This window comes from Microbacterium proteolyticum (assembly GCF_029639405.1).
GTDB lineage: Bacteria > Actinomycetota > Actinomycetes > Actinomycetales > Microbacteriaceae > Microbacterium.
Map to the genome: position 1 here is coordinate 3,249,784 of NZ_CP121274.1, position 15,977 is coordinate 3,265,760.

21 protein-coding genes are annotated in these 15,977 nt (G+C 68.7%); 12 read left to right on the forward strand and 9 right to left on the reverse strand.

Translation table 11 applies throughout. The features are described from left to right. Positions 1-918: a cation diffusion facilitator family transporter gene (locus P8R59_RS16345; protein WP_278101922.1), complete on the reverse strand. Its 918-nt coding sequence runs from the start codon at positions 916-918 to the stop codon at positions 1-3. Between the two features lie 192 nt (positions 919-1,110). Between P8R59_RS16345 and P8R59_RS16350 the strand changes: the two genes are divergently transcribed. The 6 genes from P8R59_RS16350 to P8R59_RS16375 all read left to right on the forward strand — a co-directional run bounded on the left by P8R59_RS16350 (position 1,111) and on the right by P8R59_RS16375 (position 4,129). Next, positions 1,111-1,542, forward strand: a complete 432-nt coding sequence (locus tag P8R59_RS16350; RefSeq protein ID WP_278101923.1) for a hypothetical protein — start codon at positions 1,111-1,113, stop codon at positions 1,540-1,542. Between the two features lie 122 nt (positions 1,543-1,664). Continuing rightward, positions 1,665-1,790, forward strand: coding sequence for a hypothetical protein (locus tag P8R59_RS16355; protein ID WP_278101924.1), 126 nt, complete (start codon positions 1,665-1,667; stop codon positions 1,788-1,790). Further along, positions 1,787-2,062 carry a hypothetical protein gene (locus P8R59_RS16360; protein ID WP_278101925.1) on the forward strand — a complete coding sequence of 92 codons (276 nt, stop codon included), beginning with the start codon at positions 1,787-1,789 and terminating at the stop codon, positions 2,060-2,062. Before P8R59_RS16355 ends, P8R59_RS16360 begins: the two co-directional genes overlap by 4 nt. Positions 2,063-2,299: 237 nt before the next feature. Next, the gene (locus P8R59_RS16365; protein ID WP_278101926.1) at positions 2,300-2,494 is read left to right on the forward strand and encodes a hypothetical protein; all 195 of its coding nucleotides are present in this window, start codon (positions 2,300-2,302) and stop codon (positions 2,492-2,494) included. Between the two features lie 800 nt (positions 2,495-3,294). Next, the gene (locus tag P8R59_RS16370) at positions 3,295-3,936 is read left to right on the forward strand and encodes a hypothetical protein (protein ID WP_278101927.1); all 642 of its coding nucleotides are present in this window, start codon (positions 3,295-3,297) and stop codon (positions 3,934-3,936) included. 10 nt (positions 3,937-3,946) lie between these two features. Further along, complete coding sequence (locus P8R59_RS16375) at positions 3,947-4,129, forward strand: hypothetical protein (RefSeq protein ID WP_278101928.1); 183 nt, start codon at positions 3,947-3,949, stop codon at positions 4,127-4,129. Here the strand turns inward: P8R59_RS16375 and P8R59_RS16380 are convergent. Beyond that, positions 4,111-4,551, reverse strand: a complete 441-nt coding sequence (locus P8R59_RS16380; protein ID WP_278101929.1) for a hypothetical protein — start codon at positions 4,549-4,551, stop codon at positions 4,111-4,113. The genes P8R59_RS16375 and P8R59_RS16380 overlap by 19 nt on opposite strands. A gap of 20 nt (positions 4,552-4,571) precedes the next feature. Between P8R59_RS16380 and P8R59_RS16385 the strand changes: the two genes are divergently transcribed. Beyond that, on the forward strand, positions 4,572-4,823 hold the full coding sequence (locus P8R59_RS16385) for a hypothetical protein (protein WP_278101930.1): 252 nt from the start codon (positions 4,572-4,574) through the stop codon (positions 4,821-4,823). A 50-nt stretch (positions 4,824-4,873) separates the two neighbouring features. Here the strand turns inward: P8R59_RS16385 and P8R59_RS16390 are convergent, their stop codons facing one another. The 4 genes from P8R59_RS16390 to murI form a co-directional block, all read right to left on the reverse strand. After that, complete coding sequence (locus P8R59_RS16390) at positions 4,874-5,458, reverse strand: hypothetical protein (RefSeq protein WP_278101931.1); 585 nt, start codon at positions 5,456-5,458, stop codon at positions 4,874-4,876. A gap of 208 nt (positions 5,459-5,666) precedes the next feature. Next, positions 5,667-6,263, reverse strand: a complete 597-nt coding sequence (gene rdgB, locus P8R59_RS16395; RefSeq protein WP_278101932.1) for an RdgB/HAM1 family non-canonical purine NTP pyrophosphatase — start codon at positions 6,261-6,263, stop codon at positions 5,667-5,669. Between the two features lies 1 nt (position 6,264). Beyond that, positions 6,265-6,990 carry a ribonuclease PH gene (rph, locus tag P8R59_RS16400; RefSeq protein WP_076490178.1) on the reverse strand — a complete coding sequence of 242 codons (726 nt, stop codon included), beginning with the start codon at positions 6,988-6,990 and terminating at the stop codon, positions 6,265-6,267. A 33-nt stretch (positions 6,991-7,023) separates the two neighbouring features. Beyond that, the gene (gene murI / locus P8R59_RS16405) at positions 7,024-7,842 is read right to left on the reverse strand and encodes a glutamate racemase (RefSeq protein ID WP_278101933.1); all 819 of its coding nucleotides are present in this window, start codon (positions 7,840-7,842) and stop codon (positions 7,024-7,026) included. Between the two features lie 180 nt (positions 7,843-8,022). On the opposite strand from murI, the gene P8R59_RS16410 reads away from it, so the two are divergent. Together P8R59_RS16410 and P8R59_RS16415 are read left to right on the forward strand one after the other, a co-directional pair. Beyond that, positions 8,023-9,345, forward strand: coding sequence for a nicotinate phosphoribosyltransferase (locus tag P8R59_RS16410; RefSeq protein WP_077051735.1), 1,323 nt, complete (start codon positions 8,023-8,025; stop codon positions 9,343-9,345). Between the two features lie 166 nt (positions 9,346-9,511). After that, on the forward strand, positions 9,512-10,021 hold the full coding sequence (locus P8R59_RS16415) for a hypothetical protein (protein WP_278101934.1): 510 nt from the start codon (positions 9,512-9,514) through the stop codon (positions 10,019-10,021). Between the two features lie 12 nt (positions 10,022-10,033). On the opposite strand, the gene P8R59_RS16420 is transcribed toward P8R59_RS16415, so the two are convergent. From P8R59_RS16420 to P8R59_RS16430, 3 genes are all read right to left on the reverse strand, one after another. Continuing rightward, a complete protein-coding gene (locus P8R59_RS16420; RefSeq protein WP_077051737.1) occupies positions 10,034-10,300 on the reverse strand; it encodes a DUF3039 domain-containing protein in 267 nt (88 codons plus the stop codon). Between the two features lie 80 nt (positions 10,301-10,380). Next, the gene (locus P8R59_RS16425; protein ID WP_278101935.1) at positions 10,381-11,943 is read right to left on the reverse strand and encodes a hypothetical protein; all 1,563 of its coding nucleotides are present in this window, start codon (positions 11,941-11,943) and stop codon (positions 10,381-10,383) included. After that, positions 11,919-13,532, reverse strand: a complete 1,614-nt coding sequence (locus P8R59_RS16430) for an ABC transporter ATP-binding protein (protein WP_278101936.1) — start codon at positions 13,530-13,532, stop codon at positions 11,919-11,921. The genes P8R59_RS16425 and P8R59_RS16430 overlap by 25 nt, the downstream gene beginning before the upstream one ends. A gap of 115 nt (positions 13,533-13,647) precedes the next feature. On the opposite strand from P8R59_RS16430, the gene P8R59_RS16435 reads away from it, so the two are divergent. The 3 genes from P8R59_RS16435 (at position 13,648) to P8R59_RS16445 (ending at position 15,965) form a co-directional block, all read left to right on the forward strand. Next, positions 13,648-13,932 carry a hypothetical protein gene (locus P8R59_RS16435; RefSeq protein ID WP_278101937.1) on the forward strand — a complete coding sequence of 95 codons (285 nt, stop codon included), beginning with the start codon at positions 13,648-13,650 and terminating at the stop codon, positions 13,930-13,932. Positions 13,933-14,289: 357 nt separating this feature from the next. Next, positions 14,290-14,982 (forward strand): phosphocholine cytidylyltransferase family protein, encoded by a 693-nt coding sequence (locus P8R59_RS16440; RefSeq protein ID WP_278101938.1) that lies wholly within the window; start codon positions 14,290-14,292, stop codon positions 14,980-14,982. A gap of 56 nt (positions 14,983-15,038) precedes the next feature. After that, positions 15,039-15,965: a hypothetical protein gene (locus P8R59_RS16445; RefSeq protein WP_278101939.1), complete on the forward strand. Its 927-nt coding sequence runs from the start codon at positions 15,039-15,041 to the stop codon at positions 15,963-15,965. The last annotated feature ends 12 nt before the right edge of the window (positions 15,966-15,977 follow it).

Here is a 15,977-nt window from a genome sequence, read left to right on the forward strand (position 1 = left end):
CTACGCGTGCTGCGCGTCGTGCTCGACGTGACCGGCGGGTTCGAGCTGGAACGTCGAGTGCTCGACGTCGAAGTGGTCGGCGAGGCACGTCTGGAGGGATGCCAGGATGCGCGATGCGCGACCGTCGGTCAGGGCCGCCTCCTCCACGACGACGTGCGCGCTGAACACCGGCGCTCCGCGTGTGAGCTGCCACACGTGCACGTCGTGCACGTCGACGACGCCGTCGGCCTCGCGCAGGTGCTTCCGGATCTCCGCGACGTGCACGCCGGTCGGCGCCGACTCGGTGAGCACGACCATGACCTCGCGCAGCAGCCCGATCGCCCGCGGCACGATCATCACCGCGATGAACAGTGAGGCGATGGCATCCGCCTGCACGAATCCGGTCGTGACGATCACGATCGCGGCGACGATCACCGCCGCAGAACCGATGAGGTCGCCGAGCACCTCCAGGTACGCGCCGCGCACGTTGATGCTGCGCTTCTGCGCGCGGCCCAGCAACCACATCGACACGGCGTTCGCGAGGAGACCGACGACGGCCACGACGAGCATGAGCCCGCCCTGCACCTCGGCCTCGGCCGGCGTGAGCAGCCGCTGAACCGCCTCGAATGCGACCCACAGGCTCAGGACGATCAGGACGACGCCATTGACGAGCGCCCCCAGCACCTCGGCGCGCTGGTACCCGAAGGTGCGACGGTCATCGGCCGGACGCGCCGCGATCGCCGTCGCTATGAGCGCGACGACGAGGGCCGCGGCGTCGGTGAACATGTGCGCCGCATCGGCGAGCAGTGCGAGCGATCCGGTCAGGATCGCGCCCACGACCTGAACGACCATCACGGTCGCCGTGAGACTCAGCGCGATCGCGAGCAGGCGTCGGTTCCCGGCATCGCGGATGCCGCCGGCGGGCGCGTGATCGTGCATGGATCCAGGCTAGAGCCGGGCCGCCGGGCGGGGAGGCGTTTCCCGCTAGTCGGGAATGAGAGCGGGGCTCGTTATCAGCTACTTCGCTGGGATCGAGCCCCGCCCGTGTCCAATCGTGTCCAGTCCGCCCGATTCTTCGACCGTTTGGCGGAGCCCTCCTCACATGCGTAGAACCACGTGAAGGAGCCCACCATGAACAAGCCCCAAGAGTTGCCTAGCGGGAGCTGGCGCATCCGCTTCACCGGACCGGACGGCGAACGTTACGGAGTGACAGCACCCACCCCGACGAAGGCCAAGAGCGCCATGAAGGCAAAGATGGGCGAGCTGTACGCCGAGCAGGAGCGGAGAGCCGAGGCGAAAGCGCAGGCGCGCGCGAAAGCCGAAGCGAAGAAAAACAAGGTCCCGGTCACTCGCTTCGACCTGTTCGCAGAGCAGTGGCTGTACACCCGTCGCCCCGGCGAGTCACTGGGCTATGCCGCGTCAAGCTATCGCAAGCGCCTCAATCACCTGGCTCTCCTGGACAAGTCGTTCGGTATCCGCGACGTTCGCGACATCACCGTCAGCGACATCCGCGCCTGGTGGAAGGAACGCTCCGCCACACCCGTGCATCGGCGCACCCTCTAGTGGTTCCTTCACGCGATCTTCGAAGTGGCCGTGGATGACGAGCTGTCCATCGCAACCCCTGCCGCATCAAGGGCGCGTCGCACCCCGCCAGCCGCAAGCGCCCCGCCTTTACGGATGACGACGTGCAGAAGATCCACGACGCTGCCCGCGATCCGCAGATGAAGGCACGGGTCATGATCCTCATGGTCACAGCGTTGAGGATCGGGGAATTGGTCGCCCTGGATTGGGAGCACGTCGAGGTGCTGTGAAAGAACTGCACGTCCGCCAGCACCTCACGACCACCGGTCTGAGTGCGGGCACGAAGACAGGGGCGGATGACGTGCGCTCCATCTCCCTGCCCACCTGGGTCGCAGACCTGCTAATGACGCGCTACGAGACGAGCGGACCGGATGGACCGGTGTTCCGCAACACCCACGGCGGACGCCTGACCGTGGACCTCGCAGAGAAGAAGTTCCGCGCCATCTGCGACGAGGCGGGGCTCCCTTCGATCGCCTCCACGACCTGCGACACGTTGCGCTGACCAACTACGCCAGGCTCCCTGGAGTTACCCTGGCCGACCTCATGGCTTTCGGTGGACACCGCTCCGCACACGTCACCATGAAGTACCAACACAGCGACGACGAGCGCGCACAGCTCCACGCCGCCGCCTCCGGCCGCCCCTCGATGGGTGCGCATGACCGGCGAACGATGCCCGCTCTTCGACCGAGCGTGTTCTACGGCCTACGCCGCCCCCAGGCGCTGCCGTTGCACCTCCTACATGGACTGGAACCGCACTCATAGCCGTCGCGGCCGGACGCCCGGTAACCGAACCTTCGATTGGCCGCGAGAAGTGATCCTGCGCCGTCGTGGTCTCGACCTCGACGCGCTGGAGACAGCGTTCATCCAGGCCGAACGGATCGACGCGGGCTATCTCGTGGACTTCGCAGAGGCCCACTGGAAGACGAGGCGCTGAACTCAGGACATGGAGAAGGCGTCCTGTGGGGGTGGCCCTCGCTAGCATCGCGACCATGACGACATGGACCATGTACTACGGACCTCACCCTGTTCAGAGCGGCATCACCTTCGTCCGTGCGGAGCAGCTAGCGAACCAGTGGGAACTAGCCCTGGCGCAAGGGAGCACGTGGTTCACGTTCTCCACCCTCGTTCCGGGCTCTGTCGAATCCGCGGAGGTCAAGCTACGAGCGTCCAGGGAAGCGTCCGTGGCCTTCATCCCTGACTCCCCCGCACACTGAGCCCCACCACATGAAGAACGCCCCCACTCTCACAGCATTGAGCGGGGGCCTTTCTGAACACGTCGGACCGGATTCGGACGGGAGCCTCGGCCATGGGTTATATCAAATGAACTCGGCCGAGCCGCCGTTGCAGCTAATGCGCGCGTGTCTCACCCTGTGTCAAATGAACTAGGCCAGGTGTATGAAATCAACTGGGCGGGGGTATATCAAATGAAGCTATCCATCCATGGGATGGATGCTGAGGAACAAATTCTGCCGCTATTGCTTTGACTCTCGCCTCACATGGGATAATCTCTTCATCAACGCTTGATTCCAGAAGACATGGAATCGTTCGAGTAGCACTCGGACTGGTCGCCTCCCGACTCAGCATCGGTGAGGGGGTAGCTCACACGCTGAGACCCCTGGACCGGTCATGAAGCTTCTGCCTTACCCGAACCCCCGCCCACACCTCCACCGCCGCCCCACCTCCAAGGGACGCCCAGAGGTCTCCTGGGGCCCCGAGACTCAGATCATCCGTTGGATGGGGCGTAACGCCCTTCGACGCATCCATGAGTTCCTGGAGGGCTCTGGGCGCTACCCCACGCTGGACGAGCTGGAGACGTGGATCTCCGAGCACTGCCGCCGAGCTCTGGATCACCTGAGCGCCAGCGACTTCGAGAAGAAGGTCCAGGATTCGGCAATTTTCGCCCTGGACAAATACGACCCCGAGGTCTGGGAGGCGTTCGCCCGTCGTGGAGCCAACGGCGGGAAGATGTCGGGTCACAAGAAGGGCGCGCGAGGCAAGCGCCCGCCGACGCACAAGCCCGGTGATCTCGACGGCCTGGAGGAGCTGAGCAAGACCGAGCAGGCCGCGCGGCTGGGTTGCTCCGTGGCCACGGTTGGGCGTCTGCGCGCCGAACGTGCACGCATGCAGGAACAGCCGGACTTCCTGGAGCAGGTCATGGCCGACATCGACGCGGAAAGTGTTGCAGCTAATCCCGCTGCAGCTAAGAAGCCAATGGACGTCGCAGCTAATTCCGTTGCAGCTAACAACCCCATCATCGACATTGCCACGCGCAAGCCCATCGACCCACTGGAACAGGCTCTCCTGGACTACGAGGATGAACACAAGAAGCGTGTGGACGAGAACCGCGCCAACTTCCTCCAGACCATGGGCCTATAGGGGATAGATCATGAACATTCAGACCGAAGTCGAGCGGGCAAAGACCCAGCTCGGACAAGCCCTACTCGAATACGGCAAAGCCACGGGTAACGCCGAGGCGCTGGAGCTAAGCCTTCGCCTGGCCCTCACGCCGTCCGCGGACCTCGTGGACTTCTGGCATGAGCCGAATATGCGTCATACGGAGTTGCCGTGAGCGTCAGCATCCTCGACGTGAACTGCGTTCAAGCGGAACTTCATCCGCCTCTTCCGCTGCCTGTGAAGGTGCGGCTCCTGGCTCCAGGTCAGAAGAAAGCTGCCCTGCCCGTGGACTTCCGGGCCGTAGTAGATCGTCACCTGCAGATGCTCACCGAACTCCCTGCGCACCGCGCTGTCCCGGCTAAACAGGCGCATGGGGCCGGGCACGTTAGCCTCCAGCGCCGCGTCCCGAGCCACCCCACGTCCACGGTTCGTCGCGAACGCCTGAACGCGGCGGTTTCCATCGTCGCCCGTTGTCACGGTCACCTCGCGAACCCACTTCGGTTTGGGAGTGCGGTTACGCCAGAACGTCGCGCCGCTGACTGCCAAACTCCCCGCCGAGACGATGAGCGCCCACCAGCCCACTTCCATAACGCTCACGGTAGCGGGAGGGTCCGACAGTGACCGGCAAGCACAGCTCCGCGGAGTGGCGAGCCACCGCCCGTCTCATCCGCACCCGCGTGAATCAGGCCCACCGCAATGGCGAGGACGGCTCCCTCCTGGAGATGCTTTACGTAAATTCTGACGAGATCGGTCTGCTTGCACGCTTCGAGACTGAGACGGAAGGTGAGCGCCATTTCCTCCCCTGGAGCGGCGTCCAGCGCGTGGAGTTCATCACCCCCACTGAGCGACCGGCTGTGCGCGTGCGCTGACGTATTCGTGAGGACACCCATACCCGTTCCGAGTGTAGGGGTCCTTGCGATCAGAGAGAGTGTGGAGGCTGCGCCTCATCCCACCGTCGCCTTGTCGCATCTTGCGCGTCTTTTTGCGTGGCAGCGTGCAGACGCACCTTCGCGTCGCGGAGTTCCGCGAGCGTATTGTTCAGCGGCGCAAGAACATCCTCCCTCTCCTCTCGTGTCAGCAGCTCGCTGACTCGAAGAGGACTCCGGACGGTTCGCGCCGTCTTCCCTGGATCGAAGCCCGCCTGCTCCAGTACTGCCGCCGTTCCTTCGAGCAGTGGGTCCACCAATAAGCCCAGCGATACCCGGGGCTGAGCCCAGCCATCCGCCATCGAGGTGGCCGAGTCGTAGTCGAAGCCTTCGAGCGCCTGAGCGACCCCTGCCTTCGCCGAAACGACGGAGAACGCAGCGTTGGCCTTGATGATCGAAAGCTCGGCTATATCAAGGTGCTCAATCACTTGCCATTGATCGCGCACGCAGTTCTCCACGGCTCTCTCCAGCGCCAACTTAACCAACTCCTGCACGTCGGGCACCATTTCGGTTATGGCCTCGTCAACCTGAGACCTCGCCGCCTGGACCTCAGCCTCCGCCTGCTCGATTTCACTCACAACGTGTACTCCAACCTGTCGTCAGTCATCGTTTCCATAGCCCGGAGCATAGCGACCGCTACCGACGCGAGGAGCGTTTCCAATTCGTGTCCAGAGCCAGTGGACACGGGCTACGCTGAGGCCCGAGGAAGCTCCGCTATCCGCTAGAAAAATGTGGTGGACTCGGCCATTGGTCGGGAATCAGCGGTTTTCGCTCTCGCCGCGCGGATCAGAGCGTCCGCAGCAGCGGCACGAGGCTGCGGAACGCGCGGGCCCGGTGGGATTCCGCGTTCTTCTCCTCGGCCGACCACTCCCCGACCGTGCGCTCGGCCGTGGCATCCTGCCCGTCCGGGATGAAGATCGGGTCGTAGCCGAAGCCGCCGGGCCCGGCGGGCGCCGTCGCGAGGCGGCCGGGCCAGCGGCCCTCGACCGTGTCCTCGGTGCCGTCGGGACGCACGAGCGCGATGACCGACACGAACTGCGCCGTACGGTGCGGGTCGGCGACATCGGAGAGCTGGTCGAGGAGCAGCTCGAGGTTGGCCGTCGCATCCTTCTTGTGCCCGGCCCAGTACGCCGAGAACACACCGGGCGATCCGCCCAGGACGTCCACCGCGACACCGGAGTCGTCGGCCAGCGCGGGCAGCCCCGTGTGCGCGGCGGCCGCGCGCGCCTTGATGAGCGCGTTGGCGGCGAACGTCACACCGTCCTCGACCGGCTCGGGTCCGTCGTACCCGACGACCTCGAGGTCGGGACGGGTCGCGGCGACGATCGCCTGGAACTCCTCGACCTTGTGCGGATTGTGGGTGGCCAGGACGATGCGCGCCACGTCAGCCCTCCAGCGCCGCAGTCTGCAGGTCGCGCAGCTGCGCGCAGCCGTTGACGCCGAGCTCGAGCAGCTGGTCGAGCTCGCGCTTGTCGAACGGCGCGCCCTCGGCCGTGCCCTGCACCTCGACGAACAGGCCGCGGCCAGTGACCACGACGTTCATGTCGGTCTCGGCGCGCACGTCCTCGACGTAGGCGAGGTCCAGCATCGGGGTGCCGTCGATGATGCCGACCGACACGGCCGACACCGAGTCCACCAGCACCTCGGAGCGCTGCGCGATGAACTTCTTCTCGCGGCCCCACGCGATGGCATCTGCGAGGGCGACGTACGCGCCCGTGATCGCGGCGGTGCGCGTCCCGCCGTCGGCCTGCAGCACGTCGCAGTCGATGACGATCGTGTTCTCGCCGAGCGCCTTCGTGTCGACGACGGCGCGGAGCGCGCGGCCGATCAGGCGCGAGATCTCGTGCGTGCGACCGCCGACCTTGCCCTTGATGCTCTCGCGGTCGTTGCGGCTGTTCGTCGCGCGCGGGAGCATCGCGTACTCGGCCGTGACCCAGCCCTTGCCCTTGCCCGTGAGCCAGCGCGGCACACCGTTCGTGAACGACGCGGTGCACAGCACCTTCGTTCCGCCGAACGTGATGAGCGCCGAGCCCTCGGCGTGCGCCGACCAGCCCCGCTCGATCGTCACGGGGCGCAGCTGGTCGTCGGTCCGGCCGTCTTTGCGGGTCATGGGTCCTCCTCAGGACGGAATGGATGCCACGCCTCAGCGCGGCAGGTCGATGGCGCCGGTCTGCACCAGCTGCACATCGCGGATCTCGCGGCCCATCAGGCGATGCGCCAGGCGGACGAATTCGTCGGCCGACGCTCCCGTCGCCTCGTAATGGTGAGTGGGGACCGCGTCGGGCCCGGCCAGCAGGTCGCCGGACACGAGCTGGCGGTACACGTCCTTCGCGGTCTCGCTGTCGCTCGAGACGAGGCTCACCTCGGGCCCCATCACGTAGCTGATGGCACCCTCGAGGAACGGGTAATGGGTGCAGCCGAGGACGAGCGTGTCGACGCCGGCGCGGCGGAGCGGCGCCAGGTACTCCTCCGCGACCGCGAGCACCTCGGGCGAGTCGGTGACCCCCGCCTCGACGAACTCCACGAAGCGGGGAGCCGCCTCGGCGAAGACGGTGAGGCGCTCGTTGACCTCGAGCATGTCCTGGTAGGCCCGCGAACCGATGGTGCCGACCGTGCCGATCACGCCGATGCGGCCGTTGCGGGTCGTCGACATCGCGGTGCGGACGGCGGGACCGATCACCTCGACCACCGGCACGTCGTAGCGCTCGCGCGCGTCACGCAGCATGGCAGCGGATGCCGTGTTGCAGGCGATCACGAGCATCTTCACGCCCTGCTCGACGAGCGTGTCGAGCACCTCGAGCGCGTACCGCCGGACGTCCGCGATCGGCTTCGGCCCGTAGGGCGAGCGAGCCGTGTCGCCGATGTAGAGGATCGACTCCCGAGGGAGCTGCGCCGAGACCGCGCGGGCGACGGTGAGACCACCGACTCCCGAGTCGAAGATGCCGATCGGCGCGTCGTTCATAGGCATCCAGCCTACCCGGCGGCCACCGCGCGACCCCGATGCGCCCGCCGCTCGCGGGCCGAACTCCTGAGAACGTGGGCGCGAGACCGGCTTCGGCGCTGGCGGCCCCGCCGTTCTACCGGAAACTCAGGAGTTTCGCACGGCGCGCTGCTGCAGCAGACCGCGGAATAGGCTGGCGCGATGACCCGCAGTACGGCCCTCCACACCGATCGCTACGAACTCACCATGCTCGACGCGGGCCTCCGCGACGGCACCGCACAGCGCCGCTGCGTCTTCGAGGTGTTCGGTCGGCGCCTCTCGGGCGGGCGGCGGTTCGGCGTCGTCGCCGGAACAGGGCGACTGCTCGACGCGATCCGCGACTTCCGCTTCGGCGACGACGAGCTGCGCTACCTGCGGGACAACCGGATCGTGGATGCCGCCACCCTCGACTTCCTCGCCGGGTACCGCTTCACGGGGTCGATCACCGGCTACCGGGAGGGCGAGATCTACTTCCCCGGATCTCCGCTGCTCACCATCGAGGGGACGTTCGCCGAGGCGGTCATCCTCGAGACGCTCGCCCTGAGCGTCCTGAACTTCGACTCGGCGGTCGCCACCGCGGCCGCCCGCATGAGCGTCGCCGCCGGCGACCGCCCCCTGGCCGAGATGGGATCGCGTCGGGCCGGCGAGGAATCCGCCGTCGCCGCGGCGCGCGCCGCGTACATCGCCGGGTTCTCCGCCACGAGCAACCTCGAGGCGGGCCGCCGTTGGGCGGTGCCGACCATGGGTACCGCCGCGCACGCCTGGACGCTCCTGCACGACAGCGAGGAGGACGCGTTCCGCTCGCAGATCGCGGCCGTCGGCACCGACACGACGCTGCTGATCGACACGTACGACATCCCCGAAGGAGTACGCACCGCCGTGCGCGTCGCGGGGACCGGGCTGGGCGGGGTGCGCATCGACTCCGGCGACCTGCCGATCGTGGCGGGAGAGGTGCGCGCGCTCCTCGACGAACTCGGCGCGACCGGTACGCGGATCACGGTCACCAGCGATCTCGACGAATACGCCATCGCCGCGCTCGCCGCCTCCCCCGTCGACAGCTACGGCGTCGGCACCTCGGTCGTGACCGGCTCGGGCGTCCCCACCGCCGGTCTCGTCTTCAAGCTCGTGGCTCGGGCGGACGCGGACGGCTCGTGGGTGCCCGTCGCGAAGGCCTCGGCCCAGAAGGCCTCGCACGGCGGCCGCAAGGCGGCGTTCCGCACACTCGACGCGGGAACGGCCACGACGGAGCTCATCGTCGTGAGCGACGGCTTCGAAGAGCTCGCCACCGCCGCCCAGCACCCCGACGCCCGGGCACTCCAGGTTCCGCTGATGGTGGACGGGGAACCGGATGCCGCCGCGCTCGGCCCGGACGGAGTGGGAGCCGCCCGGGCCCACCATGCCCGTGTGCGCGAGGAGCTGCCCGTGCGCGCTCTCGCGCTCAGCCGCTCAGACCCGGCTCTGCCGACCGAGTACGTGGAGGTGTGAGCGCACTTCCGGCGCTCTCGGGGCGAAAGCCCTGACGTCGTGGGTGAGATTCGTCCCGCGTCCGGGGCGGGGCGTGCTCGCGCTGCCTAGCGTGGAACCTCGCCCCGGTGCACCTGCTCTCGAGCTCTCAGCGATCGGGCGACCCCAGCACCGAACGGAGAGTTCCATGCCCGACGATGCGTCAGCGGCCCGATGGCTCGACCCCACGCGCCGCACCGTCCTTTCGGCGACGGCCTGGGTCGCACCCGCGTTCGCGGCGACGCTCGTGCCCGCCGTCGCGCAGTCGGCGACGTCGGTACCGATCTCGAAGCTGCGGATCAGCGAGGGCTGGGCGGTGACCGACGCGAGCAGATACGACCCCGCGACCAACACCACGCGCGGTCCCCTCGCGATCTACGCCGCGGCTCACTACGACCAGAACATCACGTGGTGGCCGACGCGCGACCCCGAACCCGCGGTTGTGCAGTACACGCTCGCGATCGTGCCTCCCGCGCCCGCCGCGACGACGACGCTGTCGGGTTACTTCTCGATCACGCTCGGCGGATACGCACAGAACCTGAACTGGTACCCCGGCGAGAACGTGTACCCGATCGCCCCGGGGACGTACAGGATCACGTTCACGATCTACGGCTCGGACGGATCGACCTCGCAGACGAAGTCGCTCACCCTCGGGTGATCGCGGAGGGATTCAGCCGTTCAGAGATTCGTAGATCTCTTTGCACTGCGGGCACACGGGGAACTTCTCGGGATCGCGGCCCGGCGTCCACTTCTTCCCGCACAACGCGCGCACGGGCTTGCCCGTCAGGGCCGACTCGAGGATCTTGTCCTTCTTCACGTAGTGGGAGAACCGCTCGTGATCACCCGGCTCGATGTTCTCCTCGCGGATGAGCTCTTCGAGCTCGCGATCCAGGGTCGCGAGACCCCCGCTGTCCGGTCGGTCGAGAGGCGTGCTCATGGTCTGCCAGTGTAGCCGCGGACCGCGGGGCTCGGACGGTTCTCCGCTCCGACCACCGGCAGGAGCCACCGCCGACGGCCTCAGGTGGCTTCGGCGAACTCCATGAGCCGCGTCCCCCGCCGCTCGAACTGCGCCGCTCCCACCGCGACCCCGACGAGGAGGACGACGACCCCTGCCCCGAGTCCCGCCCACAGCGCGGCGAAGGCGTCGGCGGTGTCGGATGCCACGGCCTGCCAGGCGAACCAGATCGCCGGGCTCGCCGCGAGCAGGGCGCCGATCATCACGAGCGCCTGAGACGCGACGCCACCGGAGCCCGTGCGCTGCGGCTGCTGGAAGGGGCTGTCGCCGGGACGGGAGACGGCGTACGGCGCGACGACCGACGCGATGCTCGACAAACCCAGCCCCGAGAGGAAGAGGGCCGCGCACACGCCCACGAGCGCGGGAGCGAACGCCCACCGACCGTGGACCGCGACGGCGAGCGGGATGGCGATGGCCAGGAGCGGAAGCGCGATCAGCACCACCGGGACGAGGCGACCCAACCGGTCCGAGAGGCCCCGGACACCGCTCGCGATGTGCATCCAGAGCGCCGTGGAGTCGTACGCCAGATCGTTGTGGGGCAGCCATCCCAGGAACAGGGCGATGATCGGCGCGGGAAGAAGAACGGCGTACTCCACGGGGACGCCGGCCACGATGAGCGGGAGGGTCGTGAGGACCGCGGCGATCGGTACGACCACGACGTTGACCACGTAACGGCGGTCGCGGAACCAGTACGACAGGCTGCGCGCCGCGACAGCGCCTCCGGGCGTGCCGGGGAGCAGGGCGAACCACCCCAGGCCCGCGCGCTCGCGGACGGTGAAGGGGCGCGGCGTCGTCGTCAGCAGGACGCGGACGAGGACGAACCAGGCGGCGGCCAGAAGGGCGACGGTCGCGAGGGCCACGACGACGCTCGCGGCAGCGGCACCCGCTGTCGGAGCCACAGCGATGTTCCATGCCGCCCCGACGGGTGTCCACCCGAGCACTTCGGCGGCCGAAACGAGCTGCGAGGGAACGGCTCCGCGCCACTCGAGCGAGCCCAGGAAGATGCCCACGGGAACGACCACGACGAGCACGGCGACGAGGTAGACCCCGATCAGCTCGCGCGACTGCCGGGGACGGCGCACGAGGGCTCCGAGGGCGAGGCTGACACGGGCGAGCAGAACGCAGGTGGTCACGCCGAGCACGATCGACACGATGCTGCCGCCGACGGGCGCCCCGTGAGCGGTCCACGCCACCGCGAGGCTGACGGCCAGGACGACCACGACGACCACGGGGACGCTGAAGAACCCGGCCGCCAGCAGTGCGGCCGCGAGCGGTCGGGGCTCGGGGCAGATCACGGCGAACCGACGGGGGTCGAGAGGGTCGACGGAGGCGGTGACCGGCGGGGCGATCGCGAAGCCCAGCGTGACCGCAGAGCCCGCGAGCACCGTCACCACCGCGGTCGTCAGACGGTCGGAGTCGGCCAGGGCGACGACGTTGACCGCGGCGAAGACGGTGCCGGCGATGAGGACGAACAGACCGACGGCGCGGCGCAGCACATGATCCCGATCGCCCCGGAGGGCGCCGAGCATCATCGCGAGCCTCAGGCGGAGAACGTGTGCAACCACTCGAGCCCCTCCACGTCGCCGAGCCCGCCGGAGAGCTCGAGGAAACGCTGCTCGAGCGTCGACTCGCCGCGCACCTCGTCGACGGTGCCCTCGGCGAGCACCTGCCCCGACACGATGACCGCGACACGCGAACACACGCGCTCCACCAGCTCCATTCCATGGCTGGAGAGGATCACCGTGCCGCCGTGGTCGACGTAGGCGCGCAGGATGTCGAGGATCACCGCACTGGAGACGGGATCGACGGCCTCGAACGGCTCGTCGAGGACGAGCAGGCGCGGCGAATGGATCATCGCCCCGGCCAGCATGACCTTCTTCGTCATGCCCGCCGAGTAATCCGACACCGGTCGGCCGAGCGCCTCGACGAGATCGAAGGCGCGAGCCAGGTCGGCGGCACGACTCTCGACGACGGGCGATGGCAGACCGCGGAGTGCACCGTAGTACGACAGCAGCTGGCGCCCGGTGAGTCGGTCGAACGTACGGAGGCGATCCGGGAGGACGCCGATCAGCTTCTTGGCGGCGCGCGACTGGCGTCCCGCGTCGACGCCGTTGATCTCGACCGTGCCGCCGTTCGAGCGGAGGAGACCCGCGATGATCGAGAGCGTCGTCGTCTTCCCCGCGCCGTTGGGTCCCACGAGACCGTAGAACGAGCCGGCCGGGACGGTCAGGTCGACGCCGTCGACCGCCCGCACCTCGCCGAACAGCTTCGTGACGTTGCGCAGACGCAGCGCCGGTACGTCGCTCGCGACGTCGCTCTCGTCCGCGGCGGCCGGGGCGGCCGCCGCACCGGCGACTTCGGCCGCGGACGCGTCCTGCGTATCGGCCGATCCCGTCACAGCGGCGTCGGCATCGGCGTCGACCGAATCGGTGTCTTGGTCGGTCGACGGCGACTCCTCCACCGCGGGATCGGATGCCGACTCCTCGGGGACGCTCTCGTCGGCGATCTCGGATTCCGGGACCGCAGAGTCACTTTCGGCGGATTCGTCGACAGTCAGCGGCTCCGCGGCGGCCGGCTCCTCGGCGGCGGACTGCTCCATGGCAGGCTCTTCGGCGGCCGGCTCGTCGACAAGCACCGGCTCGTCGACCACCGTCTCCTCGACCACCGACTCTTCGACCGCCGCTTCTTCGGCAGCCGCAGGCGACGCTTCGGCCGGCGTCTCCACGGACACCGGCTCCGCGACCGTCACGAGCTCTTCGGACACCGGCTCCGCGGGATCCGCCGTCTCGCCGACGACTGCAGGCTCGTCGGCCGCCGGCACGTCGGCCGCCGGGTCCTCGACCGCCACCGGCTCCTCGACGACGGCCTCAACCGGGGTCGTATTCTCATCCGATGGGATGAGGACCGGGGAGAAGGATGCCTCGACCGTCGGGTCTTCGCCCCCCGCAGGCTCCGCGTCCACCGGCGCTTCGACAGCCACCGGCTCCGCGTCCACCGGCTCCGCGACAGCCACCCGCTCCTCGACGACCGCCGAGTCATCGGCCGGCTCCTCGACGACCGCCGACTCATCGACCGGCAGCTCGTCGACCACCTTCGGCTCCTCGACGGCGACGTCGGCCGGCGTGGGGTCGGCGACAGAAGGCGAACCACCCACGGGCGGCAACGGCGGCCTCGGGGGCACGACCAGATCGGCGGGCAACGGCGGCGGCGGACCGGGATCGACCACCGGACGCACCGCGTCCGGAACCGCCGACGGGGCGGCCCGCGGCGTGGCCGGCTTCTTCGCGGCGGTGGATGCGCGCGGCGTGGCCGGCTTCTTCGCGGCCGGCGTGCGCGGCGTCGCCGGCTTCTTCGCCGCGGACGTGCGCGGCGTCGCCGGCTTCTCGGCCGCGGATGTGCGCGGCGTGGCCGGCTTCTTCGCGGCCGGCGTGCGCGGCGTGGCCGGCTTCTTGGCAGCGGGGGTGCGCGGGCTGCGCGGCGCGGTCCCGGTGGAGGCGTTGCGTGCCGACGAAGTTCGCGGCGTCGACTTCTTCACCTCCGGCGTGTCGCCCTGATCGGCGGCATCCGATTCGCCCGTTGCGCGAGGCGACGACGATGCGGTGCGACGGGGCGTCCGGGGACGCGGCGGGGGCGTGGGAGAGGCGTCGACGCTCGCCGCATCGTCCTCCGACCCAGCGGAGGCGGACTCAGGGGGCTGCGGCAGCGACGCTGTCATCGTTCCAAACTATCAACCCCCTCCGACACCCACCCCAGCGGGTGACACGCGCCGTCCGAGACGGTAGGCATCACGAAAGGACAACGACCATGGCGAATTGTCCACCTTCGCAGAGCGTTTGGCTAGCATGAATTCGACACGAAGGCGTGACATTCCGGTGAACCGGAAATGACAACTCATCCCCCAGGAGCCTGCCTTGACCCTTCAGATCGTCATTCTCGCCGCGGGCATGGGCTCGCGATTGGGGAGAAGCCTGCCCAAACCGCTGACCGTGCTCGCCGACGGGCGCAGCATCATGCAGCAGCAGCACGACAATATCCGCGCGGCGTTCGGCCGCACGGCCCGCATCACCACCGTCGTCGGCTACCGGGCGGAGACCGTCGTCGACGCGTTCCCGCGTGTGGATTACGTCTACAACGACCGCTACGACCAGACGAACACGTCCAAGAGTCTGTTGCGCGCCCTCTCGGCGACCGGCCGTGACGGAGTGCTGTGGATGAACGGCGACGTCGTGTTCGATCCCGACGTGCTCGGCCGCGCCCTCGAGTTGATCGAGGGCGACCGGTCCTTCGTCACGGTCAACACCGCCAAGGTCAGCGACGAAGAGGTGAAGTACACGGTGGATGCCGAGGGCTTCGTCGCGGAGCTCTCCAAGACCGTCCGTGGCGGCCTCGGGGAAGCCGTGGGCATCAACTACGTCGCCGCCCGCGACAAGAAGACACTCCAGCGCCACCTGCAGCGCGTCGACGACCAGGACTACTTCGAACGCGGCATCGAATTGGCCATCGCCCGGGACGGGATGCGCGTCGAGCCTCTCGACATCTCCGACCTCTACGCCGTCGAGGTCGACTTCGCGGAAGACCTGGAGCGCGCGAACCTCTTCGTCTGATCTCCGACGCGCGTCAAGGCCCGGACGACATCGCCCCACCGGGGCAGGATGGAATCATGGCTGAGAAGGTGCATCGCATCCATTCCCTGCCCGACGACGCGCCCTGGAAGGGCGGGCTGCCGCCGGCGGGGTCGGAGGAGCATCCCCGCACGATCCGGATGCTCGACCGCGTGCTGTCCGTGCAGCGTCCCGCGGTGCTGGCCCACCTGCGGAGCATCCGACTGCGGCATCCGGATGCCTCACCGCAGGAGATCCTTCGGATCCTCGAGCGGCGTTACCTCGCGGCTGTGACCACGGGCGGCGCGGCCGTCGGTGCGACCGCCGTCGTGCCGGGAATCGGGACCGGTGTCACCCTGGCGCTCAGCGGCGTGGAGACGGTCGGCTTCCTGGAGGCCACGGCGCTGTTCGCGCAATCGGTCGCCGAGGTGCACGGGGTCGCGATCGAGGATCCCGACCGTGCGCGCGCCCTCGTCCTCACCCTGATGCTCGGCAAGGAGGGGACGGACCTCGTCGCCCAACTCGCGTCGCAGGCCGCCGGACGCGGGACCACCCGCGCCGGCTACTGGGGGGAACTCGTCACGAAGACGCTCCCCCGCGCGGCCGTCGGACCCCTAGTCGACCGCCTGAAGACCACGTTCGTCCGTCAGTTCGCGGCCCGGGGCGGCGCCTCGTGGCTCGGCAAGGCGCTCCCTTTCGGCGTCGGGGCCGTCGTGGGCGGAGCCGGGAACAACATCCTCGGCCGCCGCGTGCTCGTCACGTCGCGGCGGGCCTTCGGGGCGCCTCCGCTGATCCTCCCCCACGACCTGGAACCGCGACCCGGAGCCGACAGACTCGAGCGCCGAGCGGTGGGCGGCGTGCAGCGCGTCGGCGGCGCCATCGCCGGAGCCGTCGGCTCCGCGGGCCGGCGGACGGGGTCCGTCGCCCGGAAGGCACTGCCGCGCCGCACGGACCGCGACGACGCGGCGTCGTCCGACGCGCCCTGACGCCATGTCATC